Origin of the sequence: Vibrio sp. ED002 (genome assembly GCF_023277445.1) — a bacterium.
Taxonomy (GTDB): Bacteria; Pseudomonadota; Gammaproteobacteria; order Enterobacterales; family Vibrionaceae; genus Vibrio; species Vibrio jasicida.
Map to the genome: position 1 here is coordinate 1,989,599 of NZ_CP080238.1, position 15,444 is coordinate 2,005,042.

Consider the following 15,444-nt stretch of genomic DNA (forward strand, 5'->3'; position numbering starts at 1 on the left):
GACAAAAAAGCCAGCGAATAACTTCACTGGCTTCTATTAGATTCGGGTTAGATCGTTACCCTTTCCATTCATATAATGCAGGAATTCGGATCTGTTCCCCTTGGAACTCGACGATCACCGCTTGTGGTTGGATCTCTTTTAACGTGATTTGACCATCCACCACATCACCTTGGTGGTATTCAACGTTATTGATCTTCACCCAACGTCGCTTAGTATCGCTTGAATACATGTGCGTTTGTAAATTCAATGCCGGCAAGCGGCCATGCCATTGGCGTGCATCATACTCAAGATCGTTCATCTGAGCTTCTGAGCGCGTAGGCTGATCATTGTTCGCCATCGCATTTTCAACTTTCATCGCTAAATCAGGGGACAACGAAGACAAGTCGAGATCATCTAACGACAGTCCGAGATCATCCTGCCCAACTTTCGTTTGCGAAGTCTGCTTTGTTTTCTCTGGCACAGAAAGTAATGATTGCTCACCCGGCACTGATTCATTACTCACATAATCTTGCCCGACAAAGGTGCCCATACTTCTCGATAACTCTGCACTTGGCCACTCACGTTGCAACTGAGCAAGCTGAGTCACCTCAGGGTAGTCAAGCGTTTCAAAGTTTGGTCTTAACTTAACAGGCTCAGGAGCTGGCACTTGAACCGTCATCGGCTCTTGGGCAACTCTGGGGGCTTGCATTTCTGGCGTCAAAAGGTCCATATACCAAGCGACGCCAACAGCGGTTAGGCTTACAGGCAGTAGAAAAAGCCCAATGTGTTTCATCATCGGCATTATGCTTCCTCCTCATTGATTTGCGCTAAGGCTGGAGCATCAGGTTGTGCGCTTTGTTGTAAGCGCTCTAATGTACGTTGACCTGCAATGCCATCCACACCAATGCCTTGCCAGCGCTGGAAGAGTTCCACACGCTCTTTCATTGCACCATCATAAATGTCTGTACTTAGTGGTTGTTCATTTACCGCTTCTGCCAGCAACTTGTCCAACACTTCAATTGCAGGCCCTTCCATATCAAGACGCAGAGTATCTTTTAGAGGCGCTTGCCATAACTCGATGATATTGCCCTGCCACAGTGGTTTTAGCCACGATATAGGTAGGCGTAGGCGCTCCTTACCATTGAGCACTTCCACCTTACCGTCACCAATCGCATACAAAATGACGTAACCCACTTCCCCTTGATAATTCAGTTCTAATATCACTGGACGATTCTGCTGAACCAATAGCGGCCATGTTGCCATCTTTCGCTCACAACGCATTGTTGATTGTGGCTCAGATAAACAAAGATTGTCGCGAACTGAAGCGCGGTAGCCCCATAGTTTGTAAAGATCGTTAACGGCTAAATTTGATTGGGTTTGTGCTAACAGTTGTTCACGTTGTTCATTGGTCAATTGCTCATTGGTCAATTGCTCATTAACAATTGGGGCAACAACCGCTGGTTGTATTGGCGTTTGAGCAGCAACCGTAGGTGCAGTATTTGTTGGCACCTCCATAGGCATATTGTGCGTCACTGCCCAACCAACACCTAATGCCGCAAACACACCAATGGCAACCGAGCCCCACGCAGGCCATTCAAAGCTACGGCGAATTGGCTTATCCTGCTGATAAATCTCGGCTTGGAACTGCATCACCTCTTCACACGCTTGATGTACTGTCTGTCGATCAACGACTACATTGCCCTTGTAGTAACTCATGTTCAGTGACTTATCACACACAAGGTTGATAAGGCGTGGAATGCCGTGGCTATACTTGGCAATCAGCTTAGTCGAACTGCGATCGAACAACTGCTGGTCACCACCTGCGGTATGCAAACGAAACGCAATGTAGTCAGCGGTTTCCTTTTCATCCAACGGCAATAAGTGATAACGACCAGTAATACGCTGTGCAAGCTGACGTAGCTGCGTCGTTTGCAGCAAGCGTTGTAGCTCTGGCTGGCCAACCAAGAGCACTTTAAGCAGCTTTCTGGTGTCCGTTTCTAAGTTGGTAAGTAGACGCAACTGCTCAAGAACATCAGCGGCGAGGTGCTGCGCCTCATCAATCACTAATAACGTCGTCCAACCTAATTTATGGTTACGCAGCAAGTACTCATGAATCGCTTGGTTAAGCTGCTTGAGCGTCGCATCTTGCGGATAAGTTACTTTGAACTCATCACAAATAGCCTCAAGCAAGTCTCGGCTAGAAAAGGTTGGATTAAGAATCAAGCCTGCTTTGGTGTTCTCATCCAAATTCGCCAACATAGCTTTCGCGACGGTGGTTTTGCCTGTCCCTACTTCGCCTGTCAGCATGGCAAAACCACCACCATCGCCTAACCCCGCCTGAAGATGCGTGATCGCCTCTTTATGACGTTGGCTCAGATACAGATAACGCGAGTTTGGAACAATCGAAAATGGCAGTTCAACAAACCCGAAAAAGTCCTTATACATTAGGATCTCCAGCTAAAACCCTCCCGCAATCAAATCGGGATATTCCTTATTAGACTTAAACAAAGCGCTAAGTTCTTTTAGATGTGAAGAAAAGTACCATTGCTTGCTACAATGTCCAACGTCATATCCATAAATTAAGAGGTAATCCGTGCAAGTTTATTTAGTTGGTGGTGCAGTTCGAGATCATTTGCTCGGAATCGACAGTTATGACAAAGATTGGGTGGTTGTCGGCTCGACACCTGAAATGATGCAAAGCCAAGGCTACACGGCTGTCGGGAAAGACTTTCCTGTGTTTCTTCATCCCAAGACTAAAGAAGAGCACGCCCTTGCACGAACCGAAAGAAAATCTGGCGCGGGTTACACTGGCTTTGAATGTTTCTTTGATCAAAGCGTCACGCTAGAAGAAGACCTTATCCGACGAGATCTCACCATCAACGCCATGGCGATGGATAATGACGGCAATCTATATGATCCTTATGGTGGTCAACAAGATTTGCAGGCGAAAGTGCTACGTCATGTATCGGAAGCTTTTGTTGAAGACCCTCTACGTGTTCTGCGTGTGGCTCGTTTCGCGGCGAAGTTGGCGCATTTGGGCTTTAGCGTGGCAGAAGAAACCATCCAACTAATGCGCGAGATCGCAGAATCTGGCGAGTTGAGCACCCTTACCCCAGAACGTGTTTGGCAAGAATGGCATAAGTCGCTTTCTACTTCCCGCCCAGACGTATTCTTATCTGTTTTAAGAGAGTGCGGTGCGTTAGCCATCGTCCTGCCAGAAATTGATGTCCTGTTTGGCGTACCTCAGCCAGAAAAGTGGCATCCAGAAATCGATACAGGTATTCACACTCTTATGGTGGCCGAGCAAGCAGCAAAGCTGAGTGATTCATTGCCGGTTCGATTTGCCGCACAAGTACATGATTTAGGCAAAGGCGTCACGCCAGAAAGCGAATGGCCGAGTCACAAAATGCATTGTCACACGGGTTTAAAGTTGATTAAAAAGCTGTGTGCTCGCGTGCGCGTTCCTAATGAATTTCGTGACTTAGCATTAATGGTCTGTGAGCAACACTCTAACATCCACCGAGCCGTCGAGCTTAAACCACAAACCATCATCAAAATCCTCAACAAGTTTGATGTATGGCGTAAGTCAGAACGTTTGCAAGATATTTTAATCTGTTGCCAAGCCGATCATGCTGGTCGAAAAGGCTTAGAAGACCAACCTTACCCGCAAGCAGAGCTGTTTATGCAAGCTTACCAAGCTGCGGCCTCTGTCGATGTACAAGCGATCATTAAAGATGGCTTCAAAGGCCCAACTATTCGCGATGAACAAGAGAAGCGCCGCGTTGAAGCAGTAAGAGTTACGCTAGAAAAATAAGCCGATAAGTACATAACGAACAAACAAAAACGCCCGCTATAGAAAGCGGGCGTTTTCATTCGGATTGGGTTTAAGCCGTCAGCAAGAAAGCAAACAAGCCAAAACCTAGAATCAGACGGTAGATAACGAATGGTGTCATGCCCATGCGTGAAATCATCTTCAAGAAGAAGTGGATACAAATATACGCACTGATAAATGAAGTCACGATACCCGTAAGTAAGAAGCCAACATGCACAGGTTCGCCGCTGGTTACTAACTTCATCCCTAAGTAGCCACCAGCCAAAGTGATGATTGGTATCGACATTAAGAATGAGAAACGAGCCGCCGCTTCACGGGTAAAGCCTAAGTAAAGCGCCGCGGTGATGGTTGCACCAGAGCGTGAAGTACCAGGGATCATCGCAAGTGCTTGAGCAATACCAATAAACAGTGCTTTCTTCCAACCCGTTTGGTATTCATCCGCGATTTGCTCTGCGTTCTTATCCACCCACCACAGCAACAAACCAAAGATGATCGTCGTCGTCGCGATCACATAAGCACTGCGTAGGTAAATCTCAATGATGTCTTTCATCAATAGACCGAAGACACACGCCGGGATCGTAGCCAATACAATCATCCAAGCTAATTTGGCTTCTTTGCTGCGGTCGCCTTTAAAGATCGAGGCAAACAACGCTTGGAATAGCGTGATCACTTCTTGGCGGAAATAAATCACCACAGCCATCAACGTACCAACGTGAACGGCAACATCAAATGCTAAACCTTGGTCTTCCCAACCAAATATAGCGGAAGGTAAAATCAAATGAGCAGAGCTGGAAATTGGTAAAAACTCTGTCAGACCCTGAATCAGAGCCAAAATAAAGGCTTCAAAGTAACTCATGTAAACAACTCAAAATTAAAGTGAAAAAGAAACGGGTTTGAGTGAATCAACGGGCTGCATCGCCTGCCAAATATCAGCGACAGTACGCCCATCGCCGGGGATCACTAGATGAGGTTCGAGATCATACAGGGGCTTTGTTACAAAAGGATATTTGTAGATATCACTGCGAGGTAACTCAGGTTTTTGTTGCGAAATGCACTCACCGAACAAGACTATATCGAGATCTAAGGTTCGATCCTGATACTTTTGCGCATTTTCCTCACGACCCCACTTAAACTCAATCTCGCGTAGATGCTGACTCAACTCTTCGAGTGACAACTCCGTAAAAAAACTAATCACGAAGTTGTAGAAGTTCTGACTGCTAAAGCCAATTGGCTCGCATTCATATATCGGTGATACGTGGAGATCCGTTCCAAGTTGCTGCAACTCTTGAAAAGCCGCCAACGAATGCCGCTCCCTATCTATGTTGGTACCGACACCGATATAAGCTTTTATCATGCCTGGCCTCGCTCAATCACAACGCCTACCGCGCGTGCTTGAGGAACGGCACCAGGTTTTGCCAAACGAATTTTTACCCAAGGCACAGAGAAGCGCTGCATGATGATGTCAGCCACTTCTTCTGCCACTCGTTCAACCAGAAGGAAACGACCATTTTCGATGTGATTAAGCACCGCTTCACTTACCTGCGAGTAGTCCAATGCGTCTTGAACATCATCACTTTTACCCGCCGGTTTATTGTCGTGCGCCATTTCGATATCCAGAACCAGCTTTTGCTTAATTTGCTGTTCCCAATCGTAAACGCCGATGGTGGTGATTACTTCTAGTTGTTCAATAAAAACTTTATCCAGAGCCATCTTATGTCCTTCTTTTACAGAGGTCGGATACCCGATACGGGCAATTTGATCGTACTATTCTATACCCAAGCAACCTACTGCGGCCTTTAACCACGTCAATTGGTGGCAAAAGTCACTTGGGTATAAACTGCGAAGACTCTTTATATACAAGAAATCCCATAATGCAAGCTCTATCGCAGAGAGTATTTTTGCTCGTAGCCGAATCGCGGTATGATAGCAATTACTCAGGAACTGAGCATTAAATTCCAATCCATCAAGGACTTCTATGGACGCACTGGCACTGATAATGACAATGGCCGCCTATTTGCTGGGATCGATCTCCAGTGCGGTACTCATTTGTCGTTTGTTAAGGCTGCCAGACCCTCGTAAAGTTGGCTCTAATAACCCTGGTGCAACCAATGTGTTACGCATTGGCGGCAAAGGGGCTGCCGTAGCCGTTTTACTCTGTGACATGCTCAAAGGCACCATACCGGTTTGGGGAGGGTACTTCCTCGGTATCGATCCGATCATTCTTGGTGTCATCGCGATTGCAGCCTGTCTCGGCCATATGTACCCAATATTCTTCCACTTTAAAGGGGGGAAAGGCGTCGCAACAGCACTTGGTGCAATCGCCCCTATCGGTCTGGATTTAACCGGTCTTGTTATGCTGACATGGCTGGGGATCGCTGTCTTGTTCCGCTACTCTTCTTTAGCTGCCTTAGTCACCGTTTTAGTGACACCGTTTTACACTTGGATGTTCAAACCTCAATACACCTTACCTGTAGCAATGTTGTGCTGTTTAATCGTCTTTAAACACCATCAAAACATCCGCCGATTACTCTCTGGCGAAGAACCAAAGATTGGTGAGAAGAAACTGATAGAAAAAAACTCGGCCTAAAACCGAGTTTTCTATATCTAAATATGGCTTGAAAATCTAAGCGTGCACTTTATTTAAGAAGTCTAACAGCATCTGGTTAACGAACTCAGGTTGCTCCAATGAGCTAATGTGCCCTGCTTCTGGGATCTCAATCAATTGGCTACCCGTAATACAGTCGTTCATCAAGTAAGATTCAAACACCGGGCGAGGCTTATCTTCACGGCCGACGGCAATCAACGTTGGCAAAGCGAACATTTCTGAATCTTCAATCACATCACGGCGGCCAAACACCATACGCCCAACACGAGCGACTTCGACTGCACGCTCACCTTGTAGAGCTTCCAGACTTTGTTTGAATGAAGCGACTAGCTCAGGGTTTACTTGCTCGGCATTATTGGCAAAAAACAGCGGAGTGACAGCCTCAATAATTGGCGCTGGTACGGCTTGCACTTGGCTAATCGTATCTAACATCGCAAAGTACTTCTTGTGTGTCACTTCAGGTTCAAGCCCAATGAAGGTATCCATCAACACCAATGACTTCACACGCTGCGGAGCTTGAGCAGTCAGCTCTGCACCCCACATGCCGCCAACAGACAAACCAACAATAGAGAACTGTTCGATCTCCAAATGATCCATCAATGCCAGCATGTGCTGAGCGTAATCCACCAAAGAACGGGTTGAAGCTGGTGCAGCATCTGACTCACCGTGTGCCCAAAGATCTGACACAATACAACGGTATGACTGGCTTAGCACCTCAATCTGCGGAGCCCACATTTGGCAATCCCACAAATAACTGTGTCCAAATAGCAACACAGGGCCTTCACCCTTATCTAAGTAAGCAAGTTTCTGACCTTCAATTTCAAACTTATTCATTGTTATATCCATTTATAATTCTTGCACATCATCCTATCACTGAAACGATATAGAACTGCTCGCATCAGTCAGGCTTTAACATTAATTACGCAAAGCCTTTCAGTCCAATAGGTAAAAATAAAGGCCTCTTATAAGCAGAGACCTTTATCGTGGTGAATCTATTTCAAACCTTCAGTAGAAGCTTACTTACGCGATTGGCGTCAGTTGGTCGATTGGCCAACGTGGGCGCGCTTCCACAGCCATGTCCGACACTTCGCCATTCTTCAGGCGCTGCATACCAGCGTAGGCGATCATCGCACCGTTGTCGGTACAGAATTCCGTACGTGGGTAGTAAACTTCACCACCGACTTTCTTCGCCAGCTTCTCAAGTTCAGCACGCAGACGACGGTTAGCACTTACACCACCCGCAATCACAATACGCTTCATGCCAGTTTGTTCTAGAGCACGCTTACATTTGATTACCAGTGTCGCACACACAGCTTCTTCAAATGCTAAAGCGATATCTGCACGTGTTTGCTCATCATCACCGTTAGCCGCAATGGTATTAGCAGTAAAAGTCTTGAGACCAGAAAAGCTCATGTCCAAACCTGGCACGTTGGTCATTGGGCGTGGGAATTTAAAGCGACCCGGAGTGCCTTTCTCTGCCAGTTTAGACAGTAGTGGACCACCAGGGTAATCCAAGCCCATTAACTTCGCGGTTTTATCAAACGCTTCACCCGCTGCATCATCAATCGACTCGCCTAGGATTTTGTACTCGCCGATGCCTTTCACTTCCACCATCATTGAGTGACCGCCCGATACCAATACCGCAACAAACGGGAATGGTGGTGGATTGTCTTCTAGCATAGGTGCCAGTAGGTGGCCTTCCATATGGTGAACAGGCACCGCAGGAACACCCCAAGCGTAAGCAATACTACGACCAATCGTTGCACCAACGAGCAAGGCACCAACAAGACCTGGCCCAGCGGTGTACGCAACGCCATCAATGTCTTTAGGTGTCAGATTTGCTTCCTTTAGCGCCTCTTTAATAAGAGGAATAGTTTTCTTAACATGGTCACGTGAAGCCAACTCAGGCACCACGCCACCGTAATCCGCGTGAAGTTTTACTTGGCTGTAAAGCTGGTGTGATAGCAGACCTTTTTCATCGTCATAAATCGCGATGCCAGTCTCGTCACATGAGGTTTCAATACCGATAATGCGCATGGTTTTCTCAGTGGGCTTTCTGTATAGAGGAAATTTGGGCGTCATATTACCTTGCCTTGGTGCTTCAAACAAATTTTGTACAGACAATAAGCGATAAAAGGCTTTACAAAGCTTATGTGATCGGATTAAAATTCCGCACCATTTTTGATCAAGCTGGTAATAGACTAAATAATTGTGATTTGGTTTACTGAAATCCAGCGTTAACGAATAACCCCTGAGGTGAAAGGCATATGCCAGTAGTTAAAGTACGTGAAAACGAACCGTTCGACGTTGCTCTACGTCGTTTCAAGCGCTCTTGCGAAAAAGCAGGTATCCTTTCTGAAGTGCGTCGTCGTGAGCACTACGAAAAACCAACTACAGTTCGCAAACGCGCTAAAGCAGCAGCTCAAAAGCGTCACGCTAAGAAGCTAGCTCGCGAAAACGCTCGTCGCGTTCGCCTGTACTAATAACTGAGATCCGGAAAGGAATTTAGTTATGGCTCTGATTGAACAACTCAAAGAAGAGCAAAAATTAGCGATGAAAGCCAAGGACAAATTGCGCCTTGGTACTATTCGTTTAGCCTTAGCAGCAATCAAGCAACGTGAAGTTGACGAGCAGATCACTCTGAACGACGACGACATTCTTGCTGTGTTGACCAAAATGGTTAAACAACGTCGCGACTCTGTTACGCAGTTTGAAGCAGCAAATCGTCAAGATCTTGCTGATGCTGAACGAGCAGAAATTACGGTTCTTGAGGATTTTATGCCTCAACCACTGACAGATGAAGAAGTAGCAGCTCTTATCGAGAACGCGATTACTGAATCTGGTGCAGCTGGCATGCAAGACATGGGCAAAGTAATGGGCGTTCTGAAGCCGCAAATTCAAGGGCGTGCAGATATGGGTAAAGTGAGCGGTTTAGTTCGCGCTAAATTGGCTTAACACCCCACCCAATTGCAGCAAGCCGTGCTATCCTTTGGAACGCACGGCTTGTTTGTATCTGAATGAATGGAATAACGCACGGTCGTATGCATGCTTTTCTCCATAACTCATTCACACCAATCATGATTTTTCTTTTTTGTTAGGTTTTATGGCTGGACACATCCCACGCAGTTTTATTGATGACCTCCTAGCTCGACTTGATATTGTCGACATCATTGACGCGCGCGTGAAACTTAAGAAAAAAGGTAAAAATTACGGCGCTTGCTGCCCTTTCCACAACGAAAAGACCCCTTCATTCAGTGTCAGCCAAGAAAAGCAGTTCTATCACTGTTTTGGTTGTGGCGTGCATGGCAATGCCATCGACTTCATTATGGAGTTCGAGCGCTTAGAGTTTGTCGAAGCTATTGAAGAACTGGCGTCTTACCTCGGGTTAGATGTTCCTCGCGAACAACGCAGCGGTGGTGGCGGTCAGTTTCAATCAGGACCACAAGCCAGCAGCAGCGAAAAACGTAGCCTTTACGATTTAATGGGCAGTATTTCTCAGTTTTATCGTAATCAACTCAAGCTACCAGCAAGCAAAGTTGCCATTGAATACCTAAAAGATCGTGGATTATCTGGCGAAATCGTCCAGAAGTTTGGCATCGGCTATGTGGCCGATGAATGGGACTTAGTCCGTAAGAACTTCGGCCAGAACAAAGATAACCAAGACATGCTAGTTACAGGCGGCATGTTGATTGAAAACGAAAAAGGTAACCGTTACGACCGCTTCCGTGGCCGTATTATGTTCCCAATTCGAGATCGACGAGGCCGAGTGATTGGTTTTGGTGGTCGTGTATTGGGCGACGGCACCCCGAAATACCTCAACTCACCGGAAACGCCAATCTTCCATAAAGGTAAAGAGCTATACGGCCTTTATGAAGTCTTACAGGCATATCGTGAACCACCACGAATTTTGGTGGTTGAAGGGTATATGGATGTTGTCGCGTTAGCGCAATATGGCGTAGATTACTCTGTCGCTTCATTGGGCACGTCAACGACTGGCGACCACATTCAAATGCTGTTCCGTCAGACCAACACCGTTGTGTGTTGTTACGATGGCGACCGCGCAGGTAAAGAGGCCGCTTGGCGCGCGCTGGAAAACGCACTTCAATACCTGAAAACAGGTAACACATTGAAGTTCTTGTTCTTACCTGATGGCGAAGACCCGGACAGCTACGTTCGTAAATACGGCAAACAAGCCTTCGAACAACAAATCGAACAAGCGACACCGCTTTCGAGCTATCTGTTTGATAACCTGATTGAATTGCACCAAATCAACTTGGGCAATAATGAAGGTAAGTCGGCACTGCGTGCCTACGCAAGTGCACTTATCGACAAGATACCTGATCCCTACTTTCAGGAGTTACTCGAAAAGCTGCTTGATGAACGCACTGGTTTTGATAACCGCTTACGTCAACCACGTAAGAAGAGCAATGAAACTCGACCTCAGCCGCACAAAGAGATCAAACGAACTCCGATGCGCGAGGTTATCGCTCTACTTATTCAAAATCCGAGCTATGCTCAAATGGTACCGGATCTTTCCTCAGTGAGAGATTTATCCATACCAGGCCTAAGTTTATTTGTTGATGTACTTGATAAATGTCAGGCACATCCCCATATCAACACAGGCCAATTATTAGAGCATTGGCGAAATAGCCAAAATGAGACCCTTCTGTCTCGTCTGGCGAGCTGGGATATTCCGCTCGTAGAAGACAACCTTGAAGAAATATTTTTAGACTCACTGGACAAAATAATTGCCCAGTGCGTAGAAAAGCAAATTGAAAACCTGCAGGCCAAAGCAAGAAGTGTCGGTTTATCAGCCGAAGAGAAAAGGGAGCTGCTAGCTTTAATGCTAGATTTAAAAGCGTAACCCTGATTAATTAGTCAGCAACAATTAAATTTGCTATAGTAAGTGGTTTGCATTTCGCATACTGATTCCTTCACCAGATTACGAAGTTGGATACCGTCTATGGATCAAAATCCGCAGTCACAGCTAAAGTTACTTGTTATTAAAGGCAAGGAACAAGGCTATCTGACCTACGCCGAAGTAAATGACCACCTACCTGCTGAAATCGTAGATTCAGAACAGGTAGAAGACATCATTCAGATGATCAACGATATGGGTATCAAAGTAGTTGAAACTGCTCCTGATGCCGATGATCTAGCACTGAACGATGACACAAACATTACCGATGAAGATGCTGCCGAAGCCGCAGCCGCTGCACTTTCTAGCGTAGAAAGTGAAATTGGTCGTACAACAGACCCAGTGCGCATGTACATGCGTGAAATGGGTACTGTAGAGCTACTGACTCGCGAAGGCGAAATCGACATCGCAAAACGTATTGAAGAAGGTATTAACCAAGTTCAATCGTCTGTTGCTGAATACCCTGGCACTATCCCATACATTCTTGAGCAGTTTGACAAAGTTCAAGCAGAAGAACTTCGTCTAACTGACCTTATCTCTGGATTTGTTGACCCTGACGCAGATGACACTGCTGCTCCAACAGCAACGCACATCGGTTCTGAATTGTCTGAATCTCAACTAGAAGAAGAAGACGAAGAAGACGCAGAAGAAGATGAAGAAAGTGATGACGATTCAGATGATTCTGAAGAAGATGTAGGTATTGACCCAGAGCTAGCGCTTGAGAAATTCAACCAGCTACGCAGCACGTACCAAAACCTTCAGCTTGCGATCAACGAACACGGCTACGAAAGCCCGAAAGCAACCGTTGCAAACGAATTGATGCTAGACGTATTCAGAGAATTCCGTCTAACACCAAAACAGTTCGATCACCTCGTGAACGAGCTTCGTACTGCGATGGATCGCGTTCGTACTCAAGAACGTTTGATCATGAAGTCAGCGGTTGAATACGGCAAAATGCCGAAGAAATCGTTCATCGCGCTATTTACAGGCAATGAATCAAGCGAAGCTTGGCTAGATGAGATTCTTTCATCTGATAAGCCTTACGCTGAAAAAATCAAACGTAGCGAAGAAGAAATCCGTCGTTCAATCATGAAGCTAAAAATGATTGAAGAAGAGACTTCTCTAAACGTTCAAAACATTAAAGACATCAGCCGTCGTATGTCTATCGGTGAAGCAAAAGCTCGCCGTGCGAAGAAAGAGATGGTTGAAGCGAACTTACGTCTGGTAATTTCTATCGCGAAGAAATACACCAACCGTGGTCTACAGTTCTTGGATCTAATCCAAGAAGGTAACATCGGTCTGATGAAAGCGGTAGATAAGTTTGAATACCGTCGTGGTTACAAGTTCTCGACTTACGCAACGTGGTGGATCCGTCAGGCAATCACTCGTTCAATCGCGGACCAAGCACGTACGATTCGTATTCCGGTACACATGATCGAAACGATCAACAAGCTAAACCGTATCTCTCGCCAAATGCTGCAAGAGATGGGTCGTGAACCGCTACCGGAAGAACTGGCAGAGCGCATGCAAATGCCAGAAGACAAGATTCGTAAAGTACTGAAAATCGCTAAAGAGCCAATCTCTATGGAGACACCAATCGGTGACGACGAAGATTCGCATCTAGGTGATTTCATCGAAGATACAACGCTAGAACTGCCGTTAGATTCAGCAACTGCGACAAGCCTGAAAATGGCAACAAAAGACGTACTTGCAGGCCTAACGCCACGTGAAGCAAAAGTTCTTCGTATGCGCTTTGGTATCGACATGAACACTGACCACACTCTAGAAGAGGTTGGTAAGCAGTTCGACGTTACTCGTGAACGTATCCGTCAGATCGAAGCGAAAGCACTACGTAAACTGCGTCACCCAAGCCGCTCAGAAACTCTGCGCAGCTTCCTAGACGAGTAATCGAAGCGATTAAATGCAAAAAAGGTGACCGAGTGTCACCTTTTTTATTATCGGTGAAGCTAAGTGAATAAAAACTAAGCGCAATTGCCCTACCTAGTGGCTAGACACCTTGCAACGCTTCCCCTATAATCGTTGACCTATTAAGGCCCCTTAGCTCAGTGGTTAGAGCAGTCGACTCATAATCGATTGGTCCCCAGTTCAAGTCTGGGAGGGGCCACCAAATTTCGAAAAGCTCGTAGAGAAATCTACGAGCTTTTTTCGTTTTTGGAAACGCGTTTCATTTAAGCCACTAAGCTTATTAGTTTTACAAACGTTCTAGCTCGCACCTTGAGGCTTGATACTCTTGTGTTGCAGAGACTAAGTCTGGGCGATTGATCGCTCTCCACAGAAAATAAGGGGGGATCAAGAACGCGACAAAATAAAACGATTCATGGAAAAACAATTGAGCCGTATCTTCTTGATGTTCACAAAACGCCACCAAGGCACATAAATCCAACAACACACTCAATGCACCGAACACCACAGAAACCACAATTGCTAAACCAAGCAATTCTCTGAGGTAATGTTTGTAAGCCATTCTAGCAATTCCTTCTAGCGAATAAGTGCGGTCAAAATTACGCCTCTAAACCCCTATCTGAATTGACTTTTATCAACTTCACGGCCGAACAAATAAGAACTTAGTTTTATAAAAGATCACTTGCGCAAATAAGAAAAAGAGCGGCAACTAAAATGCAATTGATTGAGCATTAAAAAAGCCAATCAAATTGAACTGACCCCCAATAGTTGGACACTAATTATTGGGGGTCTTTTTATGTCCAAATATAGCCGCGAGCTAAAATGTGTCATTGCTAAACAATGCTTAAATGGTACGTCATCTAGTTATTTAGAAAAGCAATATTCAGTTTCTTCGAGACAGATTCGGTATTGAGCCCAAGTTTTTGCTATCCATGGTGCAGCTTCATTTTTACCAACTAAACATGCTGTTTCTGCTCAAACAAAGCTAAAAGCATTAAATTTAATGTGGACGAATGACTGGTCTCTCTCGCACACTAGCGCAGTATTTAACCTCTCGTCCCCTGGGATACTTTCTGTCTGGCTCAAAAGATTTAACGAGCTCGGTATCAAAGGGCTCAAAATTCGCCAGAAAGGAAGACCTTCAATGAAACAGCAGCCTCAACGTACCACTAAACCAGATAATGAAATGACACTTGAGGAGCTAAGAGAGGAGTTGGTCTACTTACGAACCGAGAATGCTGTTCTAAAAAAGTTGGAAGAGTTGGAGCAAGAAAAGAGCCGTCGAACAAAGAAAAAGCGGTCATAGCTCTAACTCTTAAAGGTAAGTACCCACTGAAGCACCTGCTGCAAACTCTGCAACTGGCGAAAAGTGTCTTTTATTATCAGGCTCAAGCGAGCAAGCGTACTGATAGTTACGAAAGTGAACTGCTCATGATAAAGTCAATTTATCATGAGCATAAGGGGCGATACGGCTACCGCCGTATTCACTTAGAACTAAAAAAGCGAGGCTTCATGTTGAATCACAAGACGGTTCAAAGGCTTATGGCTCAGCTAAACCTTAAATCAACGGTCAGGATTAAAAAGTACCGTTCATATCGAGGTGAGTCTGGAAGAGCGGCTCCCAACATACTTGAAAGAGATTTTAGTGCGTCCCAGCCAGATGAAAAGTGGGTAACTGACGTTACGGAGTTCAAAGTCAAAGAGCAGAAAGTGTACTTGTCTCCGGTTGTCGACTTGTTTACTCAAGAGGTGGTTGCTTATAGAGTAGCTAAAAATGCCTGTTTGCCGCTTGTCATTGATATGTTGACGGAAGCGATATCAAAGCTTAGACCGAACTCAAAGCCAATTATACATAGCGATCAAGGTTGGCAATATCGGCATCGACAATATCAGCAAAAAATCGAAGAGAGTGGGTTAATACAAAGTATGTCGAGAAGAGGTAACTGCTTGGATAATGCTGTTGCAGAAAACTTTTTGCTTTACTTAAAACAGAGATGTATCACAACCAGAGCTTTGAAGATGCAGATACTCTGATAGAGCAAATTAAAGAATACATCGAGTACTACAATACCAAACGTATAAAGGTGAAGCTAAAAGGCCTGACTCCGATAGAGTATCGAACTCAGGCCTTGAAAGCCGCTTAACAGAAATGTCCAACTTTACGGGGTCACTTCAAATGACTGGCTT

General features: G+C 45.5%; 15 protein-coding genes, 1 tRNA gene and 1 pseudogene. 9 read left to right on the plus strand and 8 right to left on the minus strand.

The window, feature by feature from the left end; all coding sequences use genetic code 11:
• Positions 1-55: 55 nt before the first annotated feature.
• Complete coding sequence (locus tag ITG12_RS09125; protein WP_038878259.1) at positions 56-781, minus strand: general secretion pathway protein GspB; 726 nt, start codon at positions 779-781, stop codon at positions 56-58.
• Complete coding sequence (locus ITG12_RS09130) at positions 781-2,424, minus strand: ExeA family protein (protein ID WP_038878261.1); 1,644 nt, start codon at positions 2,422-2,424, stop codon at positions 781-783. Before ITG12_RS09130 ends, ITG12_RS09125 begins: the two co-directional genes overlap by 1 nt.
• Before the next feature lie 148 nt (positions 2,425-2,572).
• On the opposite strand from ITG12_RS09130, the gene ITG12_RS09135 reads away from it, so the two are divergent.
• Complete coding sequence (locus ITG12_RS09135; protein ID WP_038878264.1) at positions 2,573-3,793, plus strand: multifunctional CCA addition/repair protein; 1,221 nt, start codon at positions 2,573-2,575, stop codon at positions 3,791-3,793.
• A 70-nt stretch (positions 3,794-3,863) separates the two neighbouring features.
• On the opposite strand, the gene ITG12_RS09140 is transcribed toward ITG12_RS09135, so the two are convergent.
• Genes ITG12_RS09140 through folB form a run of 3 tightly spaced genes read right to left on the minus strand, consistent with a single transcriptional unit; the run spans position 3,864 to position 5,521 of the window.
• Positions 3,864-4,667, minus strand: coding sequence for an undecaprenyl-diphosphate phosphatase (locus ITG12_RS09140; RefSeq protein ID WP_038866187.1), 804 nt, complete (start codon positions 4,665-4,667; stop codon positions 3,864-3,866).
• 15 nt (positions 4,668-4,682) lie between these two features.
• Positions 4,683-5,165, minus strand: coding sequence for a 2-amino-4-hydroxy-6-hydroxymethyldihydropteridine diphosphokinase (gene folK, locus ITG12_RS09145; RefSeq protein ID WP_038866185.1), 483 nt, complete (start codon positions 5,163-5,165; stop codon positions 4,683-4,685).
• A complete protein-coding gene (gene folB, locus ITG12_RS09150; protein ID WP_038866183.1) occupies positions 5,162-5,521 on the minus strand; it encodes a bifunctional dihydroneopterin aldolase/7,8-dihydroneopterin epimerase in 360 nt (119 codons plus the stop codon). Before folB ends, folK begins: the two co-directional genes overlap by 4 nt.
• A gap of 265 nt (positions 5,522-5,786) precedes the next feature.
• Here folB and plsY point away from each other — a divergent pair, with 265 nt between their 5' ends.
• Positions 5,787-6,398 carry a glycerol-3-phosphate 1-O-acyltransferase PlsY gene (gene plsY / locus ITG12_RS09155; RefSeq protein ID WP_038866181.1) on the plus strand — a complete coding sequence of 204 codons (612 nt, stop codon included), beginning with the start codon at positions 5,787-5,789 and terminating at the stop codon, positions 6,396-6,398.
• A gap of 36 nt (positions 6,399-6,434) precedes the next feature.
• On the opposite strand, the gene ITG12_RS09160 is transcribed toward plsY, so the two are convergent.
• Both ITG12_RS09160 and tsaD read right to left on the minus strand, forming a co-directional pair.
• The gene (locus tag ITG12_RS09160; protein ID WP_038878266.1) at positions 6,435-7,250 is read right to left on the minus strand and encodes an alpha/beta fold hydrolase; all 816 of its coding nucleotides are present in this window, start codon (positions 7,248-7,250) and stop codon (positions 6,435-6,437) included.
• A 186-nt stretch (positions 7,251-7,436) separates the two neighbouring features.
• Positions 7,437-8,453 carry a tRNA (adenosine(37)-N6)-threonylcarbamoyltransferase complex transferase subunit TsaD gene (gene tsaD, locus ITG12_RS09165; protein WP_038866177.1) on the minus strand — a complete coding sequence of 339 codons (1,017 nt, stop codon included), beginning with the start codon at positions 8,451-8,453 and terminating at the stop codon, positions 7,437-7,439.
• A gap of 230 nt (positions 8,454-8,683) precedes the next feature.
• Here tsaD and rpsU point away from each other — a divergent pair, with 230 nt between their 5' ends.
• From rpsU to ITG12_RS09190, 5 genes are all read left to right on the plus strand, one after another.
• Positions 8,684-8,899 (plus strand): 30S ribosomal protein S21, encoded by a 216-nt coding sequence (gene rpsU, locus ITG12_RS09170; protein ID WP_001145625.1) that lies wholly within the window; start codon positions 8,684-8,686, stop codon positions 8,897-8,899.
• A gap of 28 nt (positions 8,900-8,927) precedes the next feature.
• On the plus strand, positions 8,928-9,371 hold the full coding sequence (locus tag ITG12_RS09175) for a GatB/YqeY domain-containing protein (protein ID WP_038866176.1): 444 nt from the start codon (positions 8,928-8,930) through the stop codon (positions 9,369-9,371).
• A 148-nt stretch (positions 9,372-9,519) separates the two neighbouring features.
• Positions 9,520-11,280 carry a DNA primase gene (dnaG, locus tag ITG12_RS09180; RefSeq protein WP_038878269.1) on the plus strand — a complete coding sequence of 587 codons (1,761 nt, stop codon included), beginning with the start codon at positions 9,520-9,522 and terminating at the stop codon, positions 11,278-11,280.
• A 99-nt stretch (positions 11,281-11,379) separates the two neighbouring features.
• Positions 11,380-13,242, plus strand: a complete 1,863-nt coding sequence (rpoD, locus tag ITG12_RS09185; protein ID WP_038866174.1) for an RNA polymerase sigma factor RpoD — start codon at positions 11,380-11,382, stop codon at positions 13,240-13,242.
• A 144-nt stretch (positions 13,243-13,386) separates the two neighbouring features.
• Positions 13,387-13,462: transfer RNA gene (locus ITG12_RS09190), tRNA-Ile, on the plus strand.
• Between the two features lie 84 nt (positions 13,463-13,546).
• Here ITG12_RS09190 and ITG12_RS09195 read toward each other — a convergent pair.
• Positions 13,547-13,819, minus strand: coding sequence for a D-fructose-6-phosphate amidotransferase (locus ITG12_RS09195; protein WP_248872980.1), 273 nt, complete (start codon positions 13,817-13,819; stop codon positions 13,547-13,549).
• Between the two features lie 441 nt (positions 13,820-14,260).
• Between ITG12_RS09195 and ITG12_RS09200 the strand changes: the two genes are divergently transcribed.
• Both ITG12_RS09200 and ITG12_RS09205 read left to right on the plus strand, forming a co-directional pair.
• Positions 14,261-14,563, plus strand: coding sequence for a helix-turn-helix domain-containing protein (locus ITG12_RS09200; RefSeq protein ID WP_248872981.1), 303 nt, complete (start codon positions 14,261-14,263; stop codon positions 14,561-14,563).
• Positions 14,539-15,291, plus strand: a pseudogene (locus ITG12_RS09205) (IS3 family transposase); the annotation flags it as partial. The gene ITG12_RS09200 and the pseudogene ITG12_RS09205, both read left to right, overlap by 25 nt.
• Positions 15,292-15,444 lie beyond the last annotated feature (153 nt).